26 protein-coding genes and 1 pseudogene are annotated in these 24,546 nt (G+C 62.1%); 14 read left to right on the top strand and 13 right to left on the bottom strand.

Annotated elements, in window-relative coordinates; all coding sequences use genetic code 11:
• Together AC1DWF_RS11785 and AC1DWF_RS11780 are read right to left on the bottom strand one after the other, a co-directional pair.
• A partial coding sequence (locus AC1DWF_RS11785; protein ID WP_476841701.1) for a response regulator transcription factor occupies positions 1–464 on the bottom strand: 464 nt, incomplete at its 3' end.
• Positions 454–984: a MarR family winged helix-turn-helix transcriptional regulator gene (locus AC1DWF_RS11780; protein WP_476787126.1), complete on the bottom strand. Its 531-nt coding sequence runs from the start codon at positions 982–984 to the stop codon at positions 454–456. The genes AC1DWF_RS11785 and AC1DWF_RS11780, both read right to left, overlap by 11 nt.
• Before the next feature lie 238 nt (positions 985–1,222).
• On the opposite strand from AC1DWF_RS11780, the gene AC1DWF_RS11775 reads away from it, so the two are divergent.
• From AC1DWF_RS11775 to AC1DWF_RS11765, 3 genes are all read left to right on the top strand, one after another.
• Entirely contained in the window at positions 1,223–2,116 is an 894-nt protein-coding gene (locus AC1DWF_RS11775; protein ID WP_476788018.1) for a branched-chain amino acid aminotransferase, read from the top strand.
• Positions 2,117–2,266: 150 nt separating this feature from the next.
• Complete coding sequence (locus AC1DWF_RS11770; RefSeq protein ID WP_476785679.1) at positions 2,267–2,557, top strand: hypothetical protein; 291 nt, start codon at positions 2,267–2,269, stop codon at positions 2,555–2,557.
• 134 nt (positions 2,558–2,691) lie between these two features.
• Positions 2,692–3,333 carry an MBL fold metallo-hydrolase gene (locus AC1DWF_RS11765; protein ID WP_476841700.1) on the top strand — a complete coding sequence of 214 codons (642 nt, stop codon included), beginning with the start codon at positions 2,692–2,694 and terminating at the stop codon, positions 3,331–3,333.
• Positions 3,334–3,402: 69 nt separating this feature from the next.
• On the opposite strand, the gene AC1DWF_RS11760 is transcribed toward AC1DWF_RS11765, so the two are convergent.
• The 3 genes from AC1DWF_RS11760 to AC1DWF_RS11750 all read right to left on the bottom strand — a co-directional run bounded on the left by AC1DWF_RS11760 (position 3,403) and on the right by AC1DWF_RS11750 (position 4,791).
• Positions 3,403–3,834, bottom strand: coding sequence for a BA14K family protein (locus tag AC1DWF_RS11760; protein WP_476785681.1), 432 nt, complete (start codon positions 3,832–3,834; stop codon positions 3,403–3,405).
• A 202-nt stretch (positions 3,835–4,036) separates the two neighbouring features.
• On the bottom strand, positions 4,037–4,249 hold the full coding sequence (locus tag AC1DWF_RS11755) for a cold-shock protein (RefSeq protein WP_018428999.1): 213 nt from the start codon (positions 4,247–4,249) through the stop codon (positions 4,037–4,039).
• A gap of 329 nt (positions 4,250–4,578) precedes the next feature.
• Positions 4,579–4,791 carry a cold-shock protein gene (locus tag AC1DWF_RS11750; RefSeq protein ID WP_067959476.1) on the bottom strand — a complete coding sequence of 71 codons (213 nt, stop codon included), beginning with the start codon at positions 4,789–4,791 and terminating at the stop codon, positions 4,579–4,581.
• Positions 4,792–5,213: 422 nt separating this feature from the next.
• Here AC1DWF_RS11750 and AC1DWF_RS11745 point away from each other — a divergent pair, with 422 nt between their 5' ends.
• Positions 5,214–5,732, top strand: a complete 519-nt coding sequence (locus AC1DWF_RS11745; RefSeq protein ID WP_476788019.1) for a Kazal-type serine protease inhibitor family protein — start codon at positions 5,214–5,216, stop codon at positions 5,730–5,732.
• A gap of 239 nt (positions 5,733–5,971) precedes the next feature.
• Here AC1DWF_RS11745 and AC1DWF_RS11740 read toward each other — a convergent pair whose 3' ends face one another.
• The 6 genes and pseudogenes from AC1DWF_RS11740 to AC1DWF_RS11715 all read right to left on the bottom strand — a co-directional run bounded on the left by AC1DWF_RS11740 (position 5,972) and on the right by AC1DWF_RS11715 (position 11,334).
• Positions 5,972–6,238 carry a hypothetical protein gene (locus tag AC1DWF_RS11740; protein WP_476788020.1) on the bottom strand — a complete coding sequence of 89 codons (267 nt, stop codon included), beginning with the start codon at positions 6,236–6,238 and terminating at the stop codon, positions 5,972–5,974.
• A 621-nt stretch (positions 6,239–6,859) separates the two neighbouring features.
• Positions 6,860–8,715, bottom strand: a pseudogene (locus AC1DWF_RS11735) (ABC transporter ATP-binding protein).
• Between the two features lie 234 nt (positions 8,716–8,949).
• Positions 8,950–9,741: a type I methionyl aminopeptidase gene (gene map / locus AC1DWF_RS11730; protein WP_476785883.1), complete on the bottom strand. Its 792-nt coding sequence runs from the start codon at positions 9,739–9,741 to the stop codon at positions 8,950–8,952.
• Entirely contained in the window at positions 9,738–9,950 is a 213-nt protein-coding gene (locus AC1DWF_RS11725; RefSeq protein WP_476785884.1) for a ParD-like family protein, read from the bottom strand. Before AC1DWF_RS11725 ends, map begins: the two co-directional genes overlap by 4 nt.
• A 177-nt stretch (positions 9,951–10,127) precedes the next feature.
• Positions 10,128–10,520 (bottom strand): DUF1801 domain-containing protein, encoded by a 393-nt coding sequence (locus AC1DWF_RS11720; RefSeq protein WP_476785885.1) that lies wholly within the window; start codon positions 10,518–10,520, stop codon positions 10,128–10,130.
• A 13-nt stretch (positions 10,521–10,533) separates the two neighbouring features.
• A complete protein-coding gene (locus AC1DWF_RS11715; protein ID WP_476785889.1) occupies positions 10,534–11,334 on the bottom strand; it encodes a transporter in 801 nt (266 codons plus the stop codon).
• On the opposite strand from AC1DWF_RS11715, the gene AC1DWF_RS11710 reads away from it, so the two are divergent.
• Both AC1DWF_RS11710 and AC1DWF_RS11705 read left to right on the top strand, forming a co-directional pair.
• On the top strand, positions 11,234–11,992 hold the full coding sequence (locus AC1DWF_RS11710; protein ID WP_476841699.1) for a LysR substrate-binding domain-containing protein: 759 nt from the start codon (positions 11,234–11,236) through the stop codon (positions 11,990–11,992). The genes AC1DWF_RS11715 and AC1DWF_RS11710 overlap by 101 nt on opposite strands.
• 73 nt (positions 11,993–12,065) lie before the next feature.
• Positions 12,066–12,764: an aspartate/glutamate racemase family protein gene (locus tag AC1DWF_RS11705; RefSeq protein WP_476785887.1), complete on the top strand. Its 699-nt coding sequence runs from the start codon at positions 12,066–12,068 to the stop codon at positions 12,762–12,764.
• A 6-nt stretch (positions 12,765–12,770) separates the two neighbouring features.
• On the opposite strand, the gene AC1DWF_RS11700 is transcribed toward AC1DWF_RS11705, so the two are convergent.
• Complete coding sequence (locus AC1DWF_RS11700; RefSeq protein WP_476788022.1) at positions 12,771–14,357, bottom strand: ABC-F family ATP-binding cassette domain-containing protein; 1,587 nt, start codon at positions 14,355–14,357, stop codon at positions 12,771–12,773.
• Between the two features lie 171 nt (positions 14,358–14,528).
• Between AC1DWF_RS11700 and AC1DWF_RS11695 the strand changes: the two genes are divergently transcribed.
• The 8 genes from AC1DWF_RS11695 (at position 14,529) to AC1DWF_RS11660 (ending at position 24,035) form a co-directional block, all read left to right on the top strand.
• Positions 14,529–14,912 carry a GFA family protein gene (locus AC1DWF_RS11695; protein ID WP_476781844.1) on the top strand — a complete coding sequence of 128 codons (384 nt, stop codon included), beginning with the start codon at positions 14,529–14,531 and terminating at the stop codon, positions 14,910–14,912.
• A gap of 123 nt (positions 14,913–15,035) precedes the next feature.
• On the top strand, positions 15,036–15,608 hold the full coding sequence (gene gfa / locus AC1DWF_RS11690; RefSeq protein ID WP_476781843.1) for an S-(hydroxymethyl)glutathione synthase: 573 nt from the start codon (positions 15,036–15,038) through the stop codon (positions 15,606–15,608).
• Positions 15,609–15,752: 144 nt separating this feature from the next.
• Entirely contained in the window at positions 15,753–16,046 is a 294-nt protein-coding gene (locus tag AC1DWF_RS11685) for a GYD domain-containing protein (RefSeq protein ID WP_476781842.1), read from the top strand.
• A gap of 194 nt (positions 16,047–16,240) precedes the next feature.
• The gene (locus AC1DWF_RS11680) at positions 16,241–16,906 is read left to right on the top strand and encodes a class I SAM-dependent methyltransferase (RefSeq protein ID WP_476781841.1); all 666 of its coding nucleotides are present in this window, start codon (positions 16,241–16,243) and stop codon (positions 16,904–16,906) included.
• A gap of 195 nt (positions 16,907–17,101) precedes the next feature.
• Complete coding sequence (locus AC1DWF_RS11675) at positions 17,102–18,835, top strand: cation:proton antiporter domain-containing protein (protein ID WP_476781840.1); 1,734 nt, start codon at positions 17,102–17,104, stop codon at positions 18,833–18,835.
• A 130-nt stretch (positions 18,836–18,965) separates the two neighbouring features.
• Positions 18,966–19,571 (top strand): TetR/AcrR family transcriptional regulator, encoded by a 606-nt coding sequence (locus AC1DWF_RS11670; RefSeq protein WP_476841698.1) that lies wholly within the window; start codon positions 18,966–18,968, stop codon positions 19,569–19,571.
• Between the two features lie 57 nt (positions 19,572–19,628).
• Entirely contained in the window at positions 19,629–20,774 is a 1,146-nt protein-coding gene (locus tag AC1DWF_RS11665; RefSeq protein WP_476781838.1) for an efflux RND transporter periplasmic adaptor subunit, read from the top strand.
• A 117-nt stretch (positions 20,775–20,891) separates the two neighbouring features.
• Complete coding sequence (locus tag AC1DWF_RS11660) at positions 20,892–24,035, top strand: efflux RND transporter permease subunit (RefSeq protein ID WP_476841697.1); 3,144 nt, start codon at positions 20,892–20,894, stop codon at positions 24,033–24,035.
• Positions 24,036–24,066: 31 nt separating this feature from the next.
• Here AC1DWF_RS11660 and AC1DWF_RS11655 read toward each other — a convergent pair whose 3' ends face one another.
• Entirely contained in the window at positions 24,067–24,498 is a 432-nt protein-coding gene (locus AC1DWF_RS11655) for a GFA family protein (protein ID WP_476781836.1), read from the bottom strand.
• Positions 24,499–24,546 lie beyond the last annotated feature (48 nt).

Below are 24,546 nucleotides of genomic sequence, written 5' to 3'. Positions count from 1 at the left end.
ATCTGGAAGGTGTAGGGTCCGAACACGAGCTGCTCGGCTTTGGGCGTCGTCAACGGGCCGCCGCGCCGCAGGATGTTGTTGATCCTGAGGATCAGCTCGCGCGGATCGAAGGGCTTGGGCAGATAATCGTCGGCGCCAGCCTCGAGCCCTGTGATGCGGCTGTCGGTTTCCGACAGTGCAGTCAGCATCAGGATCGGCACGTCCTTTTGGTCGCGCAGCGACTTGGTCAGTTCGATGCCGTTTTCGCCCGGCATCATCACGTCGAGGATGAGGAGGTCGAAATCGAGCCCGGCGAGTTTGCGCCGCGCCTCGTCGGCGTTGCCAGCGACAGTTACGCGAAAGCCGTTCTCGGTCAGATATTGCTTGAGCAAGTTGCGGATACGCGTGTCGTCATCGACGACGAGCAGATGCGGAGCATCGTCGCCCAACGTGGCCGGATTGGCCGTCTTGTCGTTATTCTCCATGGTCTTTCCCCGGCGTGTTTCCGGGCAGATGATCAATCTGCGCCCTTAATTCAGGATTGACCATCGCCTTGAGGAATCTTTCGACCCAGGCGCGTTCGGTCTCTCCCGCGCCTTCCAGTGCAGCATCGATGCGGCGTGACTGTGGCCGCGCCAGCGCCAGTGTCAGAGTGCGGCCCTTGTGGGTGGGGTAGAGCTCGCGCTGGCGGCGGTCGCGCGGCCCCTGGACCTGGATGATGTATCCGGCGTCGATGAGTTGCTTGAGTACGCGCGCCAGGCTTTGCTTGGTGATCTTGAGAACATCAAGCAACTCGGCGACTGTCAGCCCAGGCATGCGGTTGACGAAGTGCAACACGCGGTGATGGGCGCGGCCAAAACCATACTCGGCAAGTATCTGGTCTGGGTCCGACGTGAAGTCGCGATAGGCGAAATACATCAGCTCGATGATCGAGAAGTCGATGCCCTCATCTGCCGTCACCGCGGTGCGGATCGGTTGGGCGGCTGCGCCGCTACGTTGTGCCATAGAATTCCTGTCCGTCAATTTATGTCAGCACTGTTGACATAAATTAGATGCGATGGTAATTTTTGCCAAGCTTTTCGGCAGATTGCGAACGAAAAGGCAAGGTACGGTGGTTTTTTCCGAAACATCGTGAGTTTGCTTTGGTGTTCTAGCCCGCCAGCGCTTTATCCAGCAGGCCCCTTACGGGCCATTAAGAACGATACGAAACGATAGGCAGGCTGCCGCCTGCGGGAAGGTTACCATGGCATCCGTTCCTTTTGACCAACTCGATGGATTCATCTGGATGAACGGCGAGTTCGTCCAATGGGCCGACGCCAAGATTCACGTACTAACCCATGGTTTGCACTATGCAAGTGCAGTGTTCGAAGGTGAGCGCGCCTATGGCGGCGAGATCTTCAAGCTCACCGAGCACACCGAGCGCCTGCATGAATCGGCCCGCATCCTGGGCTTCACCATTCCCTATTCGGTGGACGTGATCGACGATGCCTGCCGCGAACTGCTGAAGAAGCAGGGCTTCAAGGACGCCTACGTGCGCCCGATCGCCTGGCGCGGCAGCGAGGAAATGGGCGTCGCCGCCCACAAGAACCGCATCAATGTCGCCGTCGCTATCTGGCAGTGGCCAAGCTATTTCGACCCGGCGCAGAAGCTGAAGGGCATCCGCCTCGACATCGCCGAATGGCGCCGCCCTGACCCGCGCACCGCGCCGTCGAAGTCCAAGGCCGCCGGCCTCTACATGATCTGCACGCTGTCCAAGCATGCGGCGGAAGCCAAGGGCTATGCCGATGCGATGATGCTCGACTGGCGCGGCCAGGTGGCCGAAGCCACCGGCGCCAATATCTTCTTCGTCAAGGACGGCAAGGTGCACACGCCGACACCGGACTGCTTCCTGGACGGCATCACCCGCCGCACGGTCATCGGCCTTGCCCGCGACCGCGGCATCGAAGTGATCGAACGCGCCATCATGCCGGAAGAGTTGGCTGGTTTCGAGCAGTGCTTCCTGAGCGGCACGGCAGCTGAAGTGACGCCGGTTTCCGAGATTGGACAGTACCGATTCGAGGTTGGCGAGATCGCCAAGACGCTGATGAACGACTATTCGGCCGCGGTTCAGCCCAGGCACGCGATTGCCGCTGAATAATAAACAAATTCAATAGCTGACAGTGTCAAAGGGGCGGTTTTCAAACCGCCCCTTTTCGTTGCGTAAGGTCATATTTGACTTTCGCCGATTTCGGCGTCTGATGTTGATGTCGGCATTATGAGGGCCGGCACGCAATTGGAGGGAATTGTTATGGAATCGCTTCTTCCGATCATCATACAAATTGTCACCGGCGTAATTGGTGGACAGGCAGTAGGCGCGGCAATCACCACGGCAGCGATGGGGCAGGTGACCAAGCTGATCGCTGGCGGCGTCGGCGGTATTGCAGGCGGTCAGATCCTCGGCAGCCTTCTCGGCGGCGCGGCTGATCCCGCAACGGCGAGCGCCATGAGCGGGATTCTGAGCAATGTGGTTGGTGGTGCTGGCGGCGGCGCCATCTTGACTGCGATCGTGGGCGCGGTCATGGGCGCAATGAAGAAGTAAGTTCATTTCAGGCAGAATCGGATTGGGCGGCTTCGGCCGCCCATTTCATTTTTGGGGCGAGTAAACGATCTGAACGCAGTGGACGAGCGGCCTGTGTGATCCTATGTCGGGGGCAAAGATCAGAAAGGACAGCCATGGGACAGCTCAATGCCGGGATCGTGCCGGTCACACCCTTCCAGCAGAACTGCACGATCCTCTATGACACCGACGACAAGACCGGTGTGGTTGTCGATCCAGGCGGCGATGTCGAAACCATCCTGTCGGTGCTGAAGGACAACGGCATCACGATCACGGCGATCTGGCTGACCCATGGCCATATCGACCATGCCGGCGGGGCGATGGAAMTCAAGGACGCGTTGGGCGTCAACATCATCGGCCCCCACGAGGCTGACAAGCCGCTGCTCGACAACCTGGTGACCCAGGCCCAGAAGTTCGGCATGGGCGGCTCGGTGCGCAATTGCGTGCCAGACCGGTTCCTGACCGAGGGCGAGACCGTCTCGTTTGGAACCCACGTCTTCGAGGTGCTGCACTGCCCCGGCCATGCGCCCGGTCATCTCGTCTACTACAACCGCGACGCGAAGTTCGCCCATGTCGGCGACGTTCTGTTTCAGGGTTCGGTCGGTCGCACCGACCTCTATGGCGGCGACCACGACACGCTGATCCGCTCGATCAAGGAAAAGCTTCTGCCGCTCGGCGACGACATCGGCTTCATCTGCGGCCATGGCCCGGGCAGCCGTTTCGGCGACGAGCGCCGCAGCAACCCCTATCTCGTCTGAAGCGTAGCTTTTCTCACCAAAAAAACGGCGCCACCTTTGACAGTGGCGCCGTTTTTTATCAGTTCAGCATCAGTTGGCGGCGCAGAAGCGCGCAACGCCATCATAGCCGGTAAAGGTGCCGCTGCGCGGGTTGAAGCTGCGGTAGCGGTCCGAGCAGTACTGGTACCATTCGGGCGTCCAGGGCTCCATCCCATAGCCGCCGCTGGAGTAGACCACGCGACGCTGCGGGGCCGGCTGGTAATAATCCTGACGATAGACGCGGCGCGGCTGGGGCTGCTCGTAATAATCATCATAGACCGGCTGCGGGCGATTGGCGCTGCCAGCGATGACCGCACCGGCGATCAGGCCGAGCGCGCCGGCGGCGACGATTGCGCCGGTGTTGTCGCTGTGGCCGTGATCGTAGCGGCGCCAGCGCTCACCAGCCTCGGCCGCGGGCAGGGCGGCGAGCGTGGTGGCAGCAACGGCTGCCGAAAGAACGAGGGTTTTGATGGTGCGGTTCATGTCGGTCTCCTTCGCCGTCCGGCCCGTATCAAGGCCGGAAATTAGCGTCGACAATATGTCTAACGGAGCGAGCCTGAACGCAGCCTGAACGGATTTTCAGGCGAGGAGCCGAACTAAATAGGGCCGACAGCCGCCAATCGGCGTGGCGGCGAAGCATTCGAGCAATGCGGCCGGGGCATGAACTCCGACCGTTTTACTGGGCTCAGCCGACGGTCAGGTTGACCGCCTTGGGACCCTTGCCGCGCTTGTCCGGCTCGGTGTCGAAAGAAACCTTCTGCCCATCCTCAAGACCGGGAAGGCCCGACGCCTGCACGGCCGAGATGTGGACGAAGACATCCTTCGCCCCGTCGTCCGGCGTGATGAAGCCGAAGCCTTTGGCATGATTGAAGAACTTGACGGTGCCGGTCTGCGGCATGGGGAACTCCTCTGATCCCATCAATTCCAGTCTTCGGGCCGGCAAATGCCCGAAGTAGAAATTTGTCGTTCATTTTTGGGTGATCGGCAAGCAAAAGTTTCGCGCCCGCTACCGTCCAAAAGCAGTATCGTTTGCCCCGGAAATGCCGGGTTTTCTTGGCCTGTGGGAACGTTTCGGGGTTCAATGTCCTGGCATGCGGATCGAACCGAACGGCCCGCGGGACTTGTCGCCGATCAAGCCGGGGCGATAGCGCCGAACGTGGCCTCAAAAACAAAGGGCGCGACGGTTGCCCATCGCGCCCTCAGTCAATCAATTCAAACAGGCGAGACTTAGCCCGCGCGGAGGTTGACCGCCTTGGGGCCTTTACCCATACGGTCGGGCTCGACGTCGAAGCTGACCTTCTGGCCGTCGACGAGCGTGCGCAGGCCCGAAGCCTCGATAGCGGAGATGTGGACGAAAACGTCCTTGGCGCCACCATCCGGCGTGATGAAGCCGAAGCCTTTGGTTGCGTTGAAGAACTTTACGGTACCGGTCTGGGTCATTGGGAGAACTCCTTCACCCGTTCAGTGGTCTGGACCTGCCATCCGCCTGGCGTCGGCGGCAAGTCGGTGGTTTTGCTTGGCGGTCATGCATTTGCGCACGATTAAACCCCCCGCCGAGTCACGGGGTCGTCAGAGATTCACAGTATCGGGGAAAGGGTCGTGCAAAACGTTCCAGTCTCCGGGTCAGCAAACGCCCGAACTGAGACTTATATGACACGGAAACGTGAAGGTTGCAAGATGATCGCGGCGACACTTCGCAGCGTCGCACTCATATACGGCATTCCTAAACACCGCCATTGGCCAGATTGCCGCGTCCCCAGGGGCAGGTCGAGCGCGGGTTGATATCGTTGACAGAATCGCCAGGATCGGGGCAGGGGCTGAAACAATTCCCGCGAGGGGCGGGAACAAGAGGGAATATTTCCATGACGTTTTCGGCAAAGACCTTTGCACGAAAAGCAACTGTCGCCTCGTTGCTGTCGCTGATGCTCGCATCCTGCGTGGTGGTGGATGAGGGCCCCGGACCAAGGCCACTCCCGCCACGTCCTGGCCCTGGCCCGCAATTCTGCACGCGCGAATATGACCCGGTCTGCGCGCAGCGCGGCAATGAGCGCCAGACCTTTGCCAACTCCTGCACGGCCGAAGCTGCCGGCTTCCGCATCGTCCGTGGCGGCGAGTGCCGTGGCAGCAGCGGTGGCAGTGGCGGTGGCTGGAACGGCGGTGGCGGCGGCTGGAATGGCGGCGGTAGCGGTGGCGGCGGTGGCTGGAATGGCGGTGGCGGTAGCGGTGGTGGCTGGAATGGTGGCGGCGGTGGCAACCAGCAATTCTGCACCAGGGAATACCGGCCGGTCTGCGGCCAGCGCGGCGGCTCGTTGCGCACGTTCCCCAATGCCTGCGAGGCGGAATCTGCCGGCTTTCGCGTCGCCGACCAAGGGCCGTGCTAAAACCATCTGACAACCCTCCTGGCACAAGATGCCGGGAGGTTCTCGTTGCAGCAATCGAGGATATTTCCCCGTAGCAAGGTTACCGCTTTCTTGCGGGTCGGGACGGCTTGCCTTTCTTTCGATTGCCGTGCTGCGGTACTTTGGCGGCTAGGCTGTCGCGGACTACCGCGTCTGTACGCTCGGCTAGCATCCATGCGAGCGCGAGCCCTTCAAAGCCGCCTTGGAGCCGGGTCAACGCTTCATCGGACCCAGGATGCGCCGCATGGCGGACCGTCCTTGCCGATCGCCTGCGCCCGGCACAGCGCAGAACGGCGGCAAACAGGATCGTTGCAGGTGCCGGCAACGCCCGTTTCCGTGGCGATGAGGCGGGTCATCACCATCATCTCGTCTTTGGGCCAGGGTCTTGGCCAAAACAGCGTGGCGAGTTTTTCGGGCAGGCTGCCGAGGAGTTCCTCGATCTCCATCATCACATAAGGGGGCAGGGGTTCTTCGCCGGTCGGGTGCATGAATGGCTCCATCTGGCTGGGTTGAGGGTGAGCGTTCGGGCCGGCCGGGCGTTTTTGAGCGATGCGGGCGCGCTTTTGTGGCACCGCGCCTCGCAAGAGGCCGGATCATGTCTGGGGAAGACTGGCGGCCGGTGGATCGCTCGTCAAGGGTGGGATTTTTGCGGCCCACCGACCGTCCGTCCGGCGTCTGTCCCGAAATTGGCCGGTCACAGCGCCGCTCCATGTACATTCCATGGACAATCGCCGCGGCTTCTCCGCATGGTTCGGTTGCGGAACCGAGGTTCCGAACCGGCCACGCCGGCCTGTCGTCGAGCCCTCGGAGCCATGGCTACCGTAGCCGTGGCGGGAGGTCGCCGCCGCCCTCCTTCGAATACCCGGTGCGCATCCGGTTCCCTCGAGGGCAGTGCGGAGAAGTATAAGCGTGGTTCTTCGGGCGTGGAGAAATCGGCGCCAAGTTTTTTTGAAAAATCAGGCAGTTCAATGGATTGGGAGAAAAGGTGCGGCGGATTTATCCACGGGGCCGTTGCGCGGTGGAGGAGGCAATCTGTGTTAGGCGGCAAATTACGCGAAGCCCTGTCAAAGCGGGCTTGAAATCACGCATTTGGCGCATCGAGGCATAGATTAGCTGATCTCTTCAGGAATGAAGCCTCCGGTCTGGCGTTTCCACAGACGGGCAAACAGGCCGTCCCGTTCGACCAGTTCGGCGGGCGTGCCTTCTTCCACGATGCGCCCTTGATCGAGCACGACGATCCGGTCCATACTCGCAATGGTTGACAGGCGATGCGCGATGGCAATCATGGTCTTTCCCTCCATTACCAGGTTGAGATTTTCATGAATGGCAGCCTCGGATTCGCTGTCGAGGGCGGAGGTCGCCTCGTCCAGTACCAGTATCGGAGCGTCCTTCAACAAGACGCGCCCGATGGCGATACGCTGGCGCTGGCCGCCCGAGAGCTTGATGCCACGGTCGCCGACGAATGCGTCATAGCCCTTGCGGCCTTCGCCGTCCGCTAGATCGGCAATGAACGTATCGGCCCTTTTGCCGCTTTTGCCACCTGTTCAATCTCATCCTGCGTCGCCTCTGGTCGGCCGTAGCGGATATTGTCGCCGACCGAACGGTGCAGCAGCGCGACATCCTGCGCGATGACCCCGATCCTGCGGCGAAGGCTTGGCTGCGTGACCGCGCGTATGTCTTGCCCGTCGATCAAGATCGCGCCGTCCCGTATGTCGTAGAACCGCAGCAGCAGGTTAACCAGCGTTATCTTGCCGGCTCCGGAGAGGCCTACCAGGCCAACCTTCTCGCCTGGTAGGACCGTCAAAGACAGCCCGTCGATCACCGGTCGGCCGGACTTGTATGCGAAGCTAACATTGTCAAAACGGATTTCCCCACGGCTGGCTGTCAGTTCAGCAGCGTCGGGCTGGTCGGTGATGGTGGGCGGCGTCGTCATAACCGGCATCGCGTCTTTTATGGTGCCTATCGCCTGGAAGATCTGCTGGCCCATCTGCAAGAAAGTGAAGGTGTGCGCGGACAGCCGGTTAAGGATGTAGACCGCCGCGACGAACTCCCCGACCGTGAGAAAGCCATCGACGAGGCCCGAGAAACCGATCGAAAGTATCGCCAGCCAGAGCGCCATGTTGAGCACAACAACGATCAGTTCCGACGTCCGGTAGATGCGTTGTTCTTGGTGCTGGGTGTGAATGGCCTTCTGAAGGATGCGGCGGATGGCACCCGCCTCGCTGTCTTCGGCCGCAAACTGCTTGACCATATGCATGTTGCTGTAAAGATCGGTGATGGCACCGGCGACGAGGCTACGCTGCTTGGCCGTGCGGCGCGAGCGTTCGGCAAAGATCGGTGCCAGCCTGACGGCGAGTGCCACGTTGAGCATGATCCAGACGAGGACCGGCAGAGCGAGTTGCCAGGACAACGCGCTGAGCACGATGAGGGAGCCGACCAATTGCAGCAGAAAGCGCGGCATCAATTGGAATGCGGCGATGATCTGCTGCTGGACCGCGGACGCCACCTGCGACAGGCGCGAGGCGACCTGTCCGGCAAAAAGATCATGAAAAAAAGCCAGGTCCTGATGCTCCACCGCCTTGTGACCCTGCCATTGGACAGCGGCTGGCATGCCCACACCGAGCGTATGGGACGTGAGGGTGTTGGTGAGAAACGAGGCGATCGGCATGCCCGGAAAGATCAGGAGGCCGAGGAAAGCAAGCAGCGGCCATTCGCTTTGCAGGAAAGCAAGCGCACCCTGTGCCGTCACACCGTCGACGATGACCGCAAGCCCCCAGACTATCGTCAGATTGATGGCCTCGACCGCCATGGAGGAGAGTGCCAGGGTGACCAGAACACCGCGAAACATCGAGATGAAGTGCAAGAGAACGGAGATCGGTCCCCTTGTGGGCAGCGGCCGGTAGGGAATGTCTAGCGGTTGGATCAGCGTTTCGAAGGGACGGTATATCGCGTCTGAAATCGACATGGACCGCTCGGGTAAAAGATCAGAAGTCGGGCGATGGACTTGGCGACTTGAGTGAAATAGGATCATCTTCCGATTGCAATGTAAATCAGAAAATTTTTACGGGTCACCCGGATCGCGATACAAGTAGAAATCACGGTTAAATCAATTTGTGCATTTGTTTGACGAGGCGCATGAGAACGGTGCCGTGATCTTGCTCTTGCTAGGGGTTCGCTAAGGGTGGTGAGCTCAACGTATCTACACGTCTACGGCGCGCATCGTGGCGGCGAACCGTGCTTCGTCCGGGCGCAACGTCAGCACGCGGACGCCGTCATGAGTGACCGCAACCGTGTGCTCGAACTGTGCGGAGAGCTTCTTGTCCACTGTGACAACGGTCCATCCGTCATCCTCAGTCCGAACAGTCCTGCGCCCCTGGTTCAGCATGGGCTCGATGGTGAAGACCATGCCCTCTCGCAGCGCAAGGCCGGTGCCTGGCTTTCCGTAATGTAGCACTTGCGGTGCTTCGTGCATCTCGCGTCCGATGCCATGGCCGCAGTATTCCCGCACGACCGAATAACCGTTCTGCTTTGCGTGCGACGCAATGGCGAAGCCGATGTCGCCAAGCTTGGCGCCTGGGCGCACTGCACGGATGCCCTTCCACATGGCTTCATAGGTGGCGCGAACGAGCCGCCTCGCCATGGGCTCCACATTTCCGACGAGGAATGTTTTGCTGGAATCCGCGATATAGCCCTGCTTCTCGAGCGTGATGTCAAAATTGACGATATCGCCGTCCTGCAAAACCTCATCCTTCGACGGCACGCCGTGGCAGACAACCTCGTTCCTCGAACTGTTCAGTACGAAGCCATAGCCATACTGGCCCTTGCTGGCGGGCCGCGCGTCGAGCTGATCGACGATGAATGCCTCGACGAGGTCGTTGACCTGCAAGGTGCTCAATCCGGCGAGCGGTTGTCCATCCAGATGCGCGAACACCGACGCGAGCAGACGCCCAGACTCCGCCAGCAGCTCAACTTCGGGCGGCGTCTTCGTCATGCCGCCGCAGCTGCGAGATCAGGTGCGTCGACGCCCGCCTGCTTCAGCTCACGTGCCACAAGCTCTTGGAAGGTGAGGCCCGGGTTCAGCTCGCAGAGCATGCCGATCTTGATCCAGAACGCCGCCTGGGCGTTGATCGATCGATAGGACGCCTTGCTCGCCCGGCGCAGCTGCTCATGCAGCTCATCTTCGATATTGACGATACCCACTGAGCGCTCCTGAATATACGATTCGTATATGTTTTATATATTCTGGCTTAGCGTGTGGCAAGTGGTTCGCAGGCGCCCGTCGTGCCGACAAGCCAGGCTGGCGCTTTCGCGCAGGATGGTAAGACCGCGTCGCCCTGGTATTCGCCTGATTATGTCGCTTTTAGGGGCCGCGTCAGATCATCGGGCTTTGGACTTGTTCAGGGCCACGGCTGAACTTATCAGCGCCTTGAAGGCATCTTCGTCCACTTCAGCGCCCTCGTGGATGTCTATCGCGCGCCTGGTGTTGCCTTCAAGGCTGGCGTTGAACAGGCCTGAAGGGTCCTCGAGCGAGGCGCCCTTGGCGAATGTCAGCTTCACGGCGCTCTTGTAGGTCTCGCCGGTGCAGATTATTCCATCGTGAGACCACACCGGAACGCCGCTCCACTTCCACTCCTCGACCACTTCGTCGTCCGCCTGCTTGATGAGTGCGCGGACATGGGAGAGCGTCTTGCCCCGCCAGTCGTCCAGTTCCTTGATCCTGGCGTCGATCAGCTGGGACGGGGAGCCCTCGGTCGCTGCGCTCTTTTTCATGTTGCTTGCAACGCTATCGCTTCGGAAACAGGAACGTCACAGCCGTGCGGAAGCCAAAACCGTCGGGCCCGGTGTCCGGGGTCTCGGCCCAATAGCGCACGCCCGCCATCAGGCTGATCGGCTGCTTGTCGAGCACGATGAGCTTGGAGACAGTGAAATTGACCGGCACCGACCACTCCGAGGCCTCCCAATTGTAGGTGCTCTCGGTGTTCAGCGCGAATGTCCAGGCATCCTTGGTGGTGTAGGAAACGAAGGGCTGCAGGAAAGTCGAACTGATGTTGCTGCGGTCGTCGTCGCCGGCGAAGGACCAGATGTGGTTGGCGAGGATGCCTACGGTCCAGGGGCCTTCCTGCTTGAGTGCCACGCCAGTCGGGCCCGCGCCCCATTTCTCGCCGCCGAGCAGGTCGTCCGTCGCGGTGGGAACCAGAAAGACCGGGCCAACGCCCCAGATGACGCCGTTTGGTCCGGGCACCTTCGGCGAGAAGAACAAGCTCTGGGTGGTGTCGCCGAGGCCGAACTGGCTGCCCGAATCTCCGGCGATGTCGTTCTGCCAGGCGACCGGCAGGATCGTCCTCGAAATGATTTCCCAGTTGTCATTCAGCGAAAACGGGATGACGGGCTGGATGTTGACATAGGCCTTGTCGCCGTCGTTCGGACCATAGCCGCTGTCGTAGTTGAACTGGAACGGCACGCTGATCATTGAAGCGATCGGATTGGACAGCTTCTTTGCCAGATCCGAGGCGTCCTGGGCGAACGCAACATTCGACAGAAAAAGGGTGGGTAGAAATATGGATGCGACCCGTCCCGCCGCCATACTGGGAATTAAAAAAGACATGCTCACCTCTCCGCCAGGGCCCTTCGCCAAAGATCACTGTTCGTGCGAGGGCGTCAAGGGAGCGCTACAGCAAAGCGCGCGACGGCTGGGCCTATTTGACCGACCCATGCGGCTCCTTGCCGTCGAGATAGCCCAGGTCGCGGTTGAGGTGATCGGACACGTAGCGTGGGTCGAATTGGGCCCGGCGCCCGCTTCGGCCGCTGCTTGTCATCAACAGTGTAAGCCATGTCTGGAGCGGGCCGAGCGCTGTGGCAAGAAGGGGCGTGGCGTCAAGGAACCGGCGGATTTGCTCAAGCTGCCGCAGATCGACCCCGGCGACATCTGGTGGCGTGCCTGGTTCGAAGGAGCGGGGTGGCCGACGGATGCGCTGCCTATGCGCCAGGCGCCGAAGATGGGCTCGCAGGCCTATGAGGCGATCGCGGCGATTGGCGGCCGTGGCGTGGCGATGCTGACACCGGTCTTCTACAAGCAAGAGCTTGCCAGTGGCGCCCTGATCCAGCCGTTCGACCATGTCGGCTCCGACGGCTCCGGCTTCTGGCTGGTCTATCCCGAGGAGCGTCGCAATGTTCCCAAGATCAAGGTGTTTCGCGAATGGATCCTGGCCGAGATCGAGCGGACGCTTGGGCCGGCCGGGTAGCCGCTCCCTTGCGGCCTCGAGGTCGAGCGGGATAGAGCGGGGTGTCGCATCGAACCGGCGGAGGAGGCCTGACATGGCGCAGAAGGTGATTGGTCTGTTGGGCGGCCTGAGCTGGGAAACCTCGGCCGAATATTACAGGATCATCAACGAACAGGTGCGCGAGCGGCTTGGCGGGCTGCATTCGGCGCGGCTGTTGATGTGGTCGTTCGACTTCGCCGAGATCGAGGCGCTGCAAAGTGCCGACCGCTGGCAAGAGGCGACGGTCGAGATGATCGACGCCACGCGGCGCCTGGAGCGCGGCGGCGCGGATTTCGTCGTCATCTGCTCCAACACCATGCACCGCATGGCCGATGAGGTGCAGGCGGCGATCGGCATTCGATTGCTGCACATCGCTGACCCCACTGCCGAGAAGATACGCGCGGCGGGCCTGCGCCGCGTAGGCCTTTTGGGTACCGCCTTCACCATGGAACAGGATTTCTACAAAGGCCGGCTAGTCGCACAGCATGGGCTGGACGTGCTGGTGCCCGAAGCCGACGACCGGGCGGTGGTGCACCGTATCATCTATCAGGAGCTGGTGCAGGGGCGCATCGAAGCGTCGTCGCGGAAAGCCTATCGTGAGGTGATCGCGCGCCTCGTCGCGCGTGGTGCCGAGGCGGTCATTTTGGGCTGCACCGAGATCATGCTTTTGGTCGGGCCCGAAGATAGCGCTGTGCCGCTGTACGACACGACCGCGATCCACGCCGAGGTGGTGGTGGAGATGGCGCTGTCCTGACGGAAGTCAGTGCGACGACAATTCCAGCCTGCGCGTGATGCCGATGCCTTGCAGGAACGCTTCGTCGTGGCTGACCACCAGAAGTGCGCCGTCATAGGCCAGCAATCCCGCCTCGACGGTCTCGATGGAATCGATGTCGAGATGGTTGGTGGGTTCATCGAGGATGAGCAGCGGCGGCGGCTTCGTGCCGCCCAGAACGCAGGCGAGCCCGGCGCGCAGCAGCTGGCCGCCACTCAGGCTTGAGACGATCTGCAAGGCGGCATCGGCGCGAAACATGAAACGCGCAAGGGCCGCGCGGCAGGCATTTTCGCCGGCACCGGGATTGATGCGGCGGAAATTGTCGCGGATCGAAGCCGAGGGATCGAGCAAGGTGACCTGCTGATCCAGCATGGCGAAGTCGGTCATGACGCGCACGCTGCCCGACCATGGCAACAATTGCCCCGCAATCATGGCGAGCAAGGTGGTCTTGCCCGAGCCGTTGGCGCCGGTGACAGCGACGCGCTCCGGGCCCGATATGGCGAACGACAGATCCTCGATGATCGGACGGCCCTTGAGGTAGCCAGCGCTCACCTGGTCGATGCGCAAAACGAGCTTGCTGGCCGGAAGCCCGGTTGAGGGCAGGACGACCGTGAATGGCTCGAGGATTTCCAGCCGCGCGCGGGCGGAAGCGGCATCGTCGGCGGCCTGTGCGCGCCTGCGTTCGGCAAGACGTGCATTTTCGCCTGACGTGTTTTCGCTGCGGTTCTTCTGTCCATCGAGCAGGATGCGCGGCATGTCGCCTTTGGCGCGTTTCCTGTGACCCGCGCCGTCCTTGCGCGCCTTGCGCTCGGCGGTGGCCTGGGCACTGCGCGCGGCGTCGGTGACACGCCGCTCGGCGTCAGCCAGATAGTGGCGGGCGGCGGCGAGTGCCACCGCCTTGCGCTCGTGGTAATGGCTCCAGTTGCCGCCATAACGCGTGGCGCCCAGCGAGGTCAGCTCGACGATGGCGTCCATAGTGTCGAGCAGTTCGCGGTCGTGGCTGACGACGATCGCACCGGCGCGCCAGTTGGCCAACAGCTCAACCACCGCGGCACGGCCTTCGCGGTCGAGATTGTTTGTCGGTTCGTCGAGCAGGATGAAATCGGGTTCGCTGAAGATCAACGCGGCAAGCGCAGCACGGGTGCGCTGCCCACCTGAAAGCGTGGCCAACAGCACTCCGGCAGGCAAATCGAGGCCGAGCCGGGCGAGGGCGGACGCGATGCGCGTTTCCAGCGTCCAGTCGGCTATGGCGAGATCATCGAGATCGGCCTGGCCGGCTTCGGCGCGGCGCAGCAGCGCCAGAGCGTCGCTGACACCGAACAGGTCGGCAACCGTTTCATTGGCGGCAGGCTGGACCGATTGGCGCAGGAAGTCCACGCTGCCGCTGACCGATAGGGTGCCGCCTTGCTGTGGCAGGTTGCCCGAGATCAGCTTGAGAAGTGTCGACTTGCCGATGCCGTTGCGCCCGACAAGACCGGTGCGGCCTGTGTCGAAGCTGATGTCGAGACCGGAAAAAAGCGTCCGGCCGTCAGGCGTGGACCAGGTGAGATTGGAAAGTGAAATGAAAGCAGGCATGGATATCCCCGATGGCAAAACGGTTTGACGTTGCTGTCGGGTAGAAATCCATTGCTGCACACATCCTGTAGGAATTGATGACGGCTTCGAGATAAGCTCAATGGCGGCTGTGTTCAAGGCGGTTTTCGCAACGATTCTGCGATGAATCTGCGGCAAAAGTGGAAGGTTGGCATGGAAACCAAGCAATATCTCGGCGGATGCCTGTGCGGCAGCATCAGGTTCAGGGCAACGGGTGTGCCGGCCAATCCCCACAGTTGCTCGTGCACATATTGCCAGAGGCACTCGGGTGCTCCGACGCTGTGCTGGGTCGAGTTCCCAAGGGACGCGGTCGAATGGGTTGGCGAAGGCGGAGCGCCGGCACTCTATCGCTCGTCGGATTATTCGAGCCGTTCGTTTTGTCCGCGCTGCGGCAGCACGCTGGGGGCGATCGACGATGCGCCAACCGTCGCACTGGTGACCGGAAGCTTCGATGCCGGGGACGATGCGGAATTGCGCCCGCTGTCGCACTCGTTCGAAGATGGCTGTCCGAACTGGTGGAAGATCGACGTCGGGTGAGGTCCGCGTCCACAGTGGACGCACAGCGCCTTGGGTGTATCGTATGGGACCAGCCGAACAGAGTTCTTTGTTGCATACCGTTTGAAGCTGCCAAGTGGGCGCGAAATCAGGGAGGAACAGGACATGGCTTCAGTATCGATACATCCGGCGCTCGACGGCGGGGTCAAGCCCGGCAGCGCCAGTTTCACCGGCGGCACGCTGGTCTGCGCCTGCACCGACAGGCCGGTGAAAGTGGCGATCAAGGGGCAGGTCGCGCACAACCATGCCTGCGGCTGCACCAAGTGCTGGAAGCCAGCGGGTGCCAAGTTTTCGGTCGTGGCCGTCACAGCGCACGAAAACGTCACGGTGCTGGAAAACGGCGACAAGCTTGCCGTGGTCGATCCTTCTGCTCTCATTCTGCGCCATGCCTGCAAGGGGTGCGGCGTGCACATGTATGGCCCGGTCGAGCGCGACCATGCTTTCAAGGGCCTCGACTTCATTCATCCCGAGCGCTTCCAGGAAGCGGGCTGGGCGGAACCCGGCTTTGCCGCTTTCGTGTCGTCGATCATCGAGGCTGGTGTCGATCCCTCCGCGATGGACGGCGTGCGCGCCCGGCTGCGCGAACTTGGCCTTGAGCCTTATGACTGCCTGTCGCCTGCCTTGATGGACTACATCGCCACCTGGGTGGCGAAGAAGTCGGGCGTGCTCAAGTCCTGATGCCAAGACTTAGGGCGTTGCTAGCTCCTAAGACCTATGCCCCCGCCTGCATCAAATCATGGCGATCCGTGCTAGGGTGCCGGCGGGAGAAACGGCGGCAACGCCTGATGCGCCCGCACGCCTCCTCAATCGAGGGAGGTCAGCATGGCATATTATGTTTTTCTGACGAATTTCACCGATCAAGGCGTTAAGTCCGTACGGGAGACGACCAAGCGAGCCGATGCATTCAGAGCGATGGCCGAAAAGGGTGGCGCCAAGGTCCATACTCTGCTGTGGACACTCGGCAAGCATGACGTGGTGGCCATAGTCGAAGCGCCCGATGACCTGACGGCCACCGCACTCAGCTTGTCCATTTCATCGCTTGGCAATATCAAAACACAGACACTCAAAGCGTTCGACGCCGTAGACATGGGCAAGATCTTGGCCAAGATGGGCTGACTTCATTTCTCAATGCGGGGTGGAAGCCTATCTTAGTCTTTTGCCAGCCTCCTGCTTCTACCCCGTCAAAATCAATCATCGTTTGCTCTGGATGTTCAATGTCACGCCGACGCGGGCTTGCGCGAGGCGCGAAGTCGGCCATTGTGCTGCCAGGGGCCGCGGCATGAGAACCAAGTTTGAACGTTCAAGATCCAATGCCTAACTCGCGCCCGGATTCGGCGGCGTTCATCGCGGCCAACCTGTTGGTGGCGCCGGTTCTTTCGCTGCCGGAGATCAGGCTCTATACCGCCCATCCGGCGAGTGGATTGTGGCGGCTTGCCGGGAATGACAGCAACGACGAGGAGGGTAACGACCCGTCGGCGCCCTACTGGGCCTATCAATGGGCAGGGGGGCTCGTGCTCGCACGCCACATTCTCGACCGGCCAGAGATGGTGAAGGGACGGCGCGTTCTCGATCTCGGTGCCGGTTCCGGGCTTGTCGGCATCGCTGCTGCCAAGGCCGGCGCGCGTTCGGTGCTTGCGGCGGAGATCGACAGCAACGGCATTGCTGCGATCGGGCTCAATGCGGCGCTGAATGGCGTGGCCGTGACGGCGGTTGGCGACGACCTGACGGGCGGGCCGCCGCCCGAGGTCGACATCGTTTTGGTCGGCGACCTGTTTTACGCCCCTGATCTTGGCGAACGCGTAACGGCTTTCCTCGATCGTTGTGTGGCCGCAGGCATCGAGGTGCTGGTCGGCGATCCCGGACGGGCGCACCTGCCGCAAACGCGGCTACGGCTGGTGGCCGAATACGCGGTGGCGGATGTCGGCTCTGGCAATGCCGTGGCGAAAAAGCCGAGTACGGTTTTTGCGTTCGCGTAGGGCGCCCAGTTTTTCCCGCTACCGCTGCTGAGAGGACCACGATGGAACGGCTCCAACTTTTTGTTCGAGCGTCATCTTGTCCGAAAAGCGGTTCCCAACTTTCGTTGTCGTGCTCTATATCACGCCGGTGCCATCGACGCTGGCGCAGCYGACCTCGACATGTGAGCACAAGGCGCTGCCTGCCAAGGAGCCTTTATGGGCGGAATTCTCCACGGAGCCTGGCTCAACGACGCCCTGGTGTTCCTGTTCGCAGCAGGCGTGCTGGCACCGGTGCTCAGGCTATTGCGCGTTCCAGGCGTTCTGGCTTTCCTGCTTGCGGGGGTCTTGCTTGGGCCCTTCGGCATAGGGGCCCTGGCGCAGTACTGGCCGCTGCTTGCTCACCTGACCTTTTCGGACCCGAAGGTGGCGGAGCCCTTTGCGGAGTTCGGCGTGCTGTTTTTGCTGTTCCTGCTCGGCACCGAGCTGTCTTTTGAAAAGTTGAGGTCGCTGTTCGGGCTGGTGTTCGGGGCGGGCGGCCTGCAGGCGATTACCAGTGTGTTCGCCATCACGTTGGCCGTCATGCTGATGGGTGTGGAGCATCATGTTGCGCTGGCGGTCGGACTGGCACTGGCGCTGTCGTCGACGGCCGTGGTCATGCAGACGCTGATCGAGGAGAAGCGGGCGACGGGGCCGGTCGGGCGCGCGGCGCTTGCGGTGCTGCTGTTTCAAGACATGCTGGTGGCGCCGATCCTCATTCTGATCGGCTTTCTGGCGCAGGGGCCGGAAGCGAAGCTTTTTCCGGCTTTGCTGGAGGCGCTGGTCCAGGGCGGCATCGCTGTTGCGTTCATCCTGCTGTTTGGGCGTTTCGTGCTGAAAGATGCCTTCCGCCTCGCCGCGCGCGCCGGTGGCCGCGACTTCCTGATGGGATTGACGCTGCTGGTGATCGTTGGCGGCGCGGTGCTGACCGCTGCTGCGGGGCTTTCCATGGCGCTCGGCGCGTTCCTGGCCGGCCTGCTGCTCGGCGAGACAGAGTTCAAGCATCAAGCCGAAGTCGACCTGGAGCCCTTCAAAGGGTTGCTGCTCGGCCTGTTCTTCATGACGGTCGGCCTCAATCTCGACCTTGCCACGATCTGGGGTTCCTTGCCGATCGTGCTGGGTGGGATGGCTTTGCTGCTCGGTGCCAAGGCGGCGATCGCGGCCTTCGCGTTGCGCTCCTTCGGAGTGAAACCCGCGCAGGCCATCGAGACAGCGTTTCTGCTCGCGCCGGCGAGCGAATTCGCCTTCGTGGTGGTGACCACGGCGACGGCCAGCGCGGTGTTCGACGCTGCCACCGCGACATTGGTGGCTGGCATTGCCGGCTTGTCGATGCTGACGACTCCCATGATGGCGCGGATGGGGCGTGCGCTGGCCGCCCGCTACGAGGACAAGACGGTCGACGACACTGTGGCTGAATCCTATCCCGACCTTGGCGGCCATGTCGTGATCGCCGGTTTTGGCCGGGTCGGACGGACGATCGCGCGCATCCTCGATGCCGAAGAGGCCGATATCGTTGCGCTGGAGCGCAATCCCGAGATCGTCGTTCGCGAGCGCAAGGCCGGGCGCAAGGTCTATCTCGGCGACGGTGCGCGTCCGGAGATACTCAGCCATGCGGGCCTCGCCGGCGCTCGCATGCTCATTGTCACCGTCGACGATCCGAAGGACGCCGCGGCGATGGTCAAGGCAGCGCGGCAGTTGCGTGGTGACATACCGGTGCTGGCGCGGGCGCGCGACGCCGAACATGCCCGCGAACTCTACGATGCCGGCGCCGAATTTGTGATCCCGGATGCGATCGAGGCCGGGCTGCAACTGGCGGGCAGGGCGCTGTCTGCGTTCGGCTATTCCAGCGAGGTGCTGGAGGATCGCATCGCCAGCGAGCGCAGCATCGAATACCAGCGCGCCGGGGTGAAATAGGCCGGCGGCAAGCCCGGCCTGTGGCAGCATGTGTCAGTTTTTGCAGTGCAGCGGATTGACGACGGACGATTTACGGTTTACGACTGACGAAATTAGAAATTCGTCAGTCGTAAAATCGAGCGACCTGGATATGAACGACGTTGCTGATAGCCCCGTGGATCTGGCGCGACAGGAGACTGTCGGGCGCATCCTAGATTCGGCCGAGCGGCTGTTCAGGCACTACGGCTACACCAAGACCAATGTCGCCGACATCGCCCGCGACCTCGGCATGTCGCCGGCCAATATTTATCGCTTCTTCGCCTCCAAGGTCGAAATCCACCAGGCGATCTGTGGCCGCATGCTTGGCGCTGTCTACCAGATGGCCTGCCAGATCTTGCGCGCCGAAGGCAGTGCCACCGAGCGCCTGCGCGGCTTCATCTACGCCCAGCACAAGCTGACCGTCGAGACCATGCTCGACCAGGAAAAGGTGCATGAAATGGTCATCGTCGCGCTGGAGCGCGACTGGCACGTTATCGAAAAACACATCGACCGGCTGYACGACCTGATCGCGGAAGTCATCGCGGAGGGCATCGCCTCGGGCGAATTCTCCAAGCAGGATCCGCAGATCGCCGCGCGCTGCTTCGGTGCTGCAACGGTGACCCTGTGCCATCCCCAGATGGTGTCGCAGTGCGTCAACAAGCCGAACCGCGCGACCTTCGAGGAACTGACGGAATACGCCCTCAGGGCGCTGAAATAGCAAAGCGGCTGACGGGCCGGCATCCAGATCAACAGACAACAACCAGGAGTGCGAACGATGAATTCGTTCAAAACCTTCAATGCGAAACTGCGCCCTCTCGCCAGCCTGGCACTTGTGTCGCTGATCGGCATTGGCGTTGCCGCTTGCTCCGAAGCCAAGACCGAGACGGTGGCGGCGATACGCCCCGTCAAGGTGGTGGAGATCGCCAGCGCCGGCACGACCCGCGAACTCGACTATTCGGGCGGGGTGAAGGCGCGCACCGAGATGAATCTCGGCTTCCGCGTTGCAGGCAAGATGACCGAACGCGCCGTCAATATCGGCGACAAGGTGAAAACGGGCGACCTTCTGGCCCGCATCGACCCGACAGATTTCCAGCTTGGGGTAAGCAGTGCGGCGGCCAATCTCGAAGCAGCACAAAAGCAGGTCGAGACAGCCCAGCTTGTCGACCAGCGCGCCGAACAGCTGTTTGCCAAGAAGTTCGCCTCCGAAGCCCAGCGCGAGCAGGCTGCACTGAGCTACAAGCAGGCGATGTCGCTGCGCGATGCGGCAGCTTCGTCGCTGAAGCAGGCCAAGAACCAGGTCGGTTATGCCGAGCTTCGCGCCGACCAGAACGGCATCGTGACCGCTGTCAACGCCGACACCGGCCAGGTTGTCGGCGCCGGCACGCCGGTGGTCAGTGTCGCGGTGGACGGCGAAAAGGAAGTGCAGATCGCTGTGCCCGAACTGGAGATCGCCCAGTTCGCGCCAGGCAAGGCGGTCAGGGTCAGCTTCTGGTCGGACGACAAGCTCACGCTCGACGGCACGGTGCGCGAGGTCGCCGGCAGCGCCGACCAGCAGTCGCGGACGTTTTCGGTGCGCGTCAGCCTGCCTGACGACGCACGTGTGCTGCTTGGCATGACCGCGAAGATCTCGGCGTCGGTCAACAATGGCAAGGAATTCGTGTCCATCCCGCTAAGCGCGCTCGCCAAGCAGGACGGCAAGCAGATCGTGTGGGTGGTCAACAACGACCAGCAAACCGTGCATGCGCGCGACATCAAGGTCGCGAGCTTCGCCGACGATGGCGTTGAGGTCGCCGACGGACTGAAGCCGGGCGATATCGTGGTGGCGGCCGGCACCCAGTTCATGACCGAAAACCTGAAGGTCAAGCTGCCGACTGCCGAACAGCGAGCGGCGGCGAACGAAACCACCGCCACGGTTCGCTGAAGACAGATCCCGCTAGGTGCCGCGCGGCCGATGGGGCCGCGGACGCCACAGAACATTGAACCTGCGCATCAGCTGTGCCGGATGACGGCACCCTTGCGCCAGCGTGGAACCACGGCCATGGACAATTCCAGCCAGGACAAGAAGCCCTTCAACCTGTCGCGTTGGGCGATCGGGCATCCGAGCATCGCGCGGTTTCTGTTCGGGCTGATCATCATCACCGGCGCGCTCGGCCTGATGCGCATGGGCCAGAGCGAGGACCCGGATTTCACCTTCCGCGTCATGGTGGTGCAGGCGGTATGGCCGGGCGCCTCGATCGAGGAGATGCAGGACCAGGTCGTCAACAAGATCGAGCGCAAGCTGCAGGAAACGCCTCATCTCGACTGGGTGAAGTCCTATACCCGCGCCGGCAGCGCCATCATCACCGTGCAGGTCAAGGGCAATACGGACACCGCCCAAGTGAAGGACGCATTCTACCAGGTGCGCAAGAAGGTCGGCGACATTTCGAGCGAGCTGCCGCAGGGCCTGATCGGTCCGTTCTTCAATGACGAGTTCGGCGACACCTTCATCACGCTGCATTCGATATCGGGCGAGGGCTACAGCTATCCCGAGCTCAAGAAGATCGCCATCAAGGCGCGCGACATGCTGCTGACGACGCCGGGCGTCGAAAAGGCCGTCATCCTCGGCGACCAGCCGCAGCGCATCTATATCGACGTCTCCTCCAAGGCGCTGGCCGAGCGCGGCCTTACGCTGAACGACGTGCGCGCCACCATTGCCGGCCAAAACAACATCGATCCGGCTGGCGCTGTCGACACTGGAACGCATTCTGTGCGTATTTCGGTCGAGGGCGACCTCTCCAAGGCATCCGATATCCGCGAGCTGCGCCTGCGCGCCGGCACTCAGGTCACCCGTCTCGGCGATATCGCCACGGTGACGACTGGTCTCGAAGACCCCTACCAGCGCAAGTTCCGCTTCAACGGCCAGGACAGCGTCCAGGTCGGCGTGGTGATGGCCAAGGGCTTCAAGGTCACCGACGTCGGCAATGCCGTCGAAGAGACCTACAGGCGCTTCGAGGAATCGTTGCCTTATGGCGTGTCGGTCGAGCAGATCTCCAATCAGCCCGAGGTGGTGACGGAAGCCATCGGCGAGTTCATGAAGGCGCTGATCGAAGCCCTGCTGATCGTGCTGGTCGTCTCGTTCCTGTCGATCGGCTGGCGTTCGGGCCTTGTCATTGCGATCACTATTCCGCTGGTGCTCGCCGCCACCTTCGCGGTCATGTACCAGTTCGGCATCGACCTGCAGCGCATTTCGCTCGGCGCGCTGATCATCGCGCTCGGATTGCTCGTCGACGACGCTATGATCGTCGTCGAGATGATGGAGCGAAAGCTCGAGGAAGGGCTGGTCAAGATCGACGCGGCTTCCTTTGCCTATTCGTCGACGGCGTTTCCGATGCTGACTGGCACGCTGATCACCACGGCAGGCTTCATCCCCGTCGGCTTTGCCGCTTCGACGGCGGGCGAATATGTGCGTTCGCTTTTCTACGTCGTCGGCATCGCCTTGGTGATCTCGTGGTTCGTGGCGGTCTACTTCACGCCATGGCTCGGCAACATGATCCTGAAGCAGCGCAAGCATGCCGGCAATCATCACGACGCCTTCGACACCAACTTCTACCGCCGGCTGCGCGCCACGGTGAGCTGGGCCGTGCGTCATCGCATCATCGTCCTGGTGATGACGCTGGTGACGTTCTTCGGCAGCCTGTTTGCCTTCCAGTTCATTCCGCAGAACTTCTTCCCGCAGTCCTCGCGCCCCGAAATCCTCGTCGATCTGTGGCTGCCCGAGGGCACCAGCATCAAGGAGGTCGAAAAGCAGGCCGAGGCGCTGGAAGCGCGTATGATGGACGACCCAGACAAGAAGTTCATCGCCACCTATATTGGCGAGGGCGCGCCGCGCTTCTTCCTGCCGCTCGACCAGCAGCTGCGCAACCCGAACTACGCCCAGCTCCTGATCATGGCCAATGACGAGCCGGCGCGCGAAAGGCTGATCGTCAAGCTGCGCACCATCCTGGCCGAGGACTTCCCGTCGATCCGCGGCAAGGTCGACCGCCTGTTCCTTGGGCCGCCCACGGGCTGGCCAGTGCAGCTGCGCGTGATGGGCCCCGACAGGACCGAGGTCAGGCGCATCGCCGACGAAGTGAAGGCGAAGTTCGAAGCGACGCCCGAACTCAGCGCCATCCACGACGACTGGCTTGAGCCGGTGCCGGCGATGAAGCTGGTGGTCGATCAAGACAGGGCGCGGGCGCTCGGCGTTTCCTCGCAGCGCATCCGCCAGATGCTGCAGGCAACGATGCAGGGCGCGCCGCTGGATGATTTCCGCGACGGCGAGGAGACGGTGTCGATCGYTGCACGCGAGCCGGAGGCCAACAGGCATCTGCTGTCGGCGGTCAACTCGGTCTATATCCCGACCGACTTCGGCGGCTATGTTCCGCTGTCGCAGGTGGCCAAGGTGGTGCCTGTGATTGAGCAGGGCATTGAATGGCGCCGCGACCGTCTGCCCACGATCACGGTTCGGGCGACGTTGCCCGACCACATCCAGCCCAACGACGTGGCGATGAAGCTGTATAGCGACCTCAAGCCGCTGCGCGACGGCCTGGCACCCGGCTACAAGGTCGAGATCCAGGGCGGAGCCGAGGACGCGGCCGAAAGCCAGGCTTCGATCGCCGCCAAGGCGCCGGTCATGCTGCTTGTCATCGTGCTTTTGCTGATGGTGCAGCTGCAGCACTTCGGCAAGGCGATGCTGGTGCTGGCGACGGGTCCGCTCGGCATCATCGGTGCGGCGGCGGCGCTGCTGATCTCGGGCGCGCCCTTCGGCTTCGTGGCGATCCTGGGCGTGATCGCGCTGCTCGGCATCATCATCCGCAACTCGATCATCCTTGTCGACCAGATCGACCAGGACATCGCGGCGGGCATGGAACGCTACGAAGCGATCGTGGGGGCGGCCGTACGCCGCTTCCGGCCGATCGTCTTGACGGCGATGACGGCTGTGCTGGCGCTGATCCCGATCTCGCGCGGCGTGTTCTGGGGCCCGCTCGCCTACGCCATGATGGGTGGCATCCTCGTTGCGACGGTCTTGACTATCCTGGTGCTGCCGGCCGGCTATGCGCTGTTCTTTGGACGCGAGCCGAAGAAAAAGGCGGACGAACCGGAAGTCGTGGACCACGGCAACGTCACCGAGATCGCTCCCCGTCCGGCACTGGCTGCGGAGTAGGGATAAGCACAACCATGTCAGCGCAGGCGGATTATCCTGCCTGCGCGGCGTCAGGGAGCGGTTCGGTCTCGACCCTGTCTTGATCGAACTGGGCGGCTCCAGCCAGTGGACTGAGCCAATGCTCGCGCCTCTTGACCCAGAGCTCGTACCCCGGGGTAAGGTCGGTCGGAACGTCATCCAGGCTGCCGATCGTGACTTCGGCTTCGCCATCGCTCAGCCATGCGACGCGGCCACCGCAGGTCGTGCAAAAGCTTCGGTTGGCATAGGTGCTGGTGTAGCCGGTCTCCTGCTCGAAGGCCTCGATAGGCCACACGGCATAGGCCGCAAATGGCGCGCCACTGCTCTTTCTGCAGTCAGTGCAGTGGCAGATGCCTACCCGGAGCGGATCGCCGCTCACGCGGAACGTCACGCCGCGGCAAAGACAGCTTCCGGAGCGGATGGGGGTCGCAACAGGGTCCTGCATGGCACGTCTCCTTTTCGAACAAACGGCGGCATCTGCTTGTTCGTTCCC

Source organism: Aminobacter sp. P4_D5 (assembly GCF_056401815.1).
This window is presented reverse-complemented; position numbering and strand designations above follow the sequence as displayed.

Bases quoted from the DNA above. Each gene is read 5' to 3' on its own strand.
- AC1DWF_RS11760 (WP_476785681.1), bottom strand. From the start codon at position 3,834: ATGAACCGCACCATCAAAACCCTCGTTCTTTCGGCAGCCGTTGCTGCC.
- AC1DWF_RS11740 (WP_476788020.1), bottom strand. From the start codon at position 6,238: ATGCACCCGACCGGCGAAGAACCCCTGCCCCCTTATGTGATGATGGAG.
- gfa (WP_476781843.1), top strand. From the start codon at position 15,036: ATGGCTTCAGTATCGATACATCCGGCGCTCGACGGCGGGGTCAAGCCC.
- AC1DWF_RS11755 (WP_018428999.1), bottom strand. From the start codon at position 4,249: ATGCCGCAGACCGGCACCGTCAAGTTCTTCAATCATGCCAAAGGCTTC.
- map (WP_476785883.1), bottom strand. From the start codon at position 9,741: ATGACGAAGACGCCGCCCGAAGTTGAGCTGCTGGCGGAGTCTGGGCGT.
- AC1DWF_RS11770 (WP_476785679.1), top strand. From the start codon at position 2,267: ATGGAATCGCTTCTTCCGATCATCATACAAATTGTCACCGGCGTAATT.
- AC1DWF_RS11780 (WP_476787126.1), bottom strand. From the start codon at position 984: ATGGCACAACGTAGCGGCGCAGCCGCCCAACCGATCCGCACCGCGGTG.
- AC1DWF_RS11665 (WP_476781838.1), top strand. From the start codon at position 19,629: ATGAATTCGTTCAAAACCTTCAATGCGAAACTGCGCCCTCTCGCCAGC.
- AC1DWF_RS11775 (WP_476788018.1), top strand. From the start codon at position 1,223: ATGGCATCCGTTCCTTTTGACCAACTCGATGGATTCATCTGGATGAAC.
- AC1DWF_RS11700 (WP_476788022.1), bottom strand. From the start codon at position 14,357: ATGCCTGCTTTCATTTCACTTTCCAATCTCACCTGGTCCACGCCTGAC.
- AC1DWF_RS11705 (WP_476785887.1), top strand. From the start codon at position 12,066: ATGGCGCAGAAGGTGATTGGTCTGTTGGGCGGCCTGAGCTGGGAAACC.
- AC1DWF_RS11715 (WP_476785889.1), bottom strand. From the start codon at position 11,334: ATGGCGGCGGGACGGGTCGCATCCATATTTCTACCCACCCTTTTTCTG.
- AC1DWF_RS11745 (WP_476788019.1), top strand. From the start codon at position 5,214: ATGACGTTTTCGGCAAAGACCTTTGCACGAAAAGCAACTGTCGCCTCG.
- AC1DWF_RS11720 (WP_476785885.1), bottom strand. From the start codon at position 10,520: ATGAAAAAGAGCGCAGCGACCGAGGGCTCCCCGTCCCAGCTGATCGAC.
- AC1DWF_RS11750 (WP_067959476.1), bottom strand. From the start codon at position 4,791: ATGACCCAGACCGGTACCGTAAAGTTCTTCAACGCAACCAAAGGCTTC.
- AC1DWF_RS11680 (WP_476781841.1), top strand. From the start codon at position 16,241: ATGCCTAACTCGCGCCCGGATTCGGCGGCGTTCATCGCGGCCAACCTG.
- AC1DWF_RS11685 (WP_476781842.1), top strand. From the start codon at position 15,753: ATGGCATATTATGTTTTTCTGACGAATTTCACCGATCAAGGCGTTAAG.
- AC1DWF_RS11695 (WP_476781844.1), top strand. From the start codon at position 14,529: ATGGAAACCAAGCAATATCTCGGCGGATGCCTGTGCGGCAGCATCAGG.
- AC1DWF_RS11675 (WP_476781840.1), top strand. From the start codon at position 17,102: ATGGGCGGAATTCTCCACGGAGCCTGGCTCAACGACGCCCTGGTGTTC.
- AC1DWF_RS11655 (WP_476781836.1), bottom strand. From the start codon at position 24,498: ATGCAGGACCCTGTTGCGACCCCCATCCGCTCCGGAAGCTGTCTTTGC.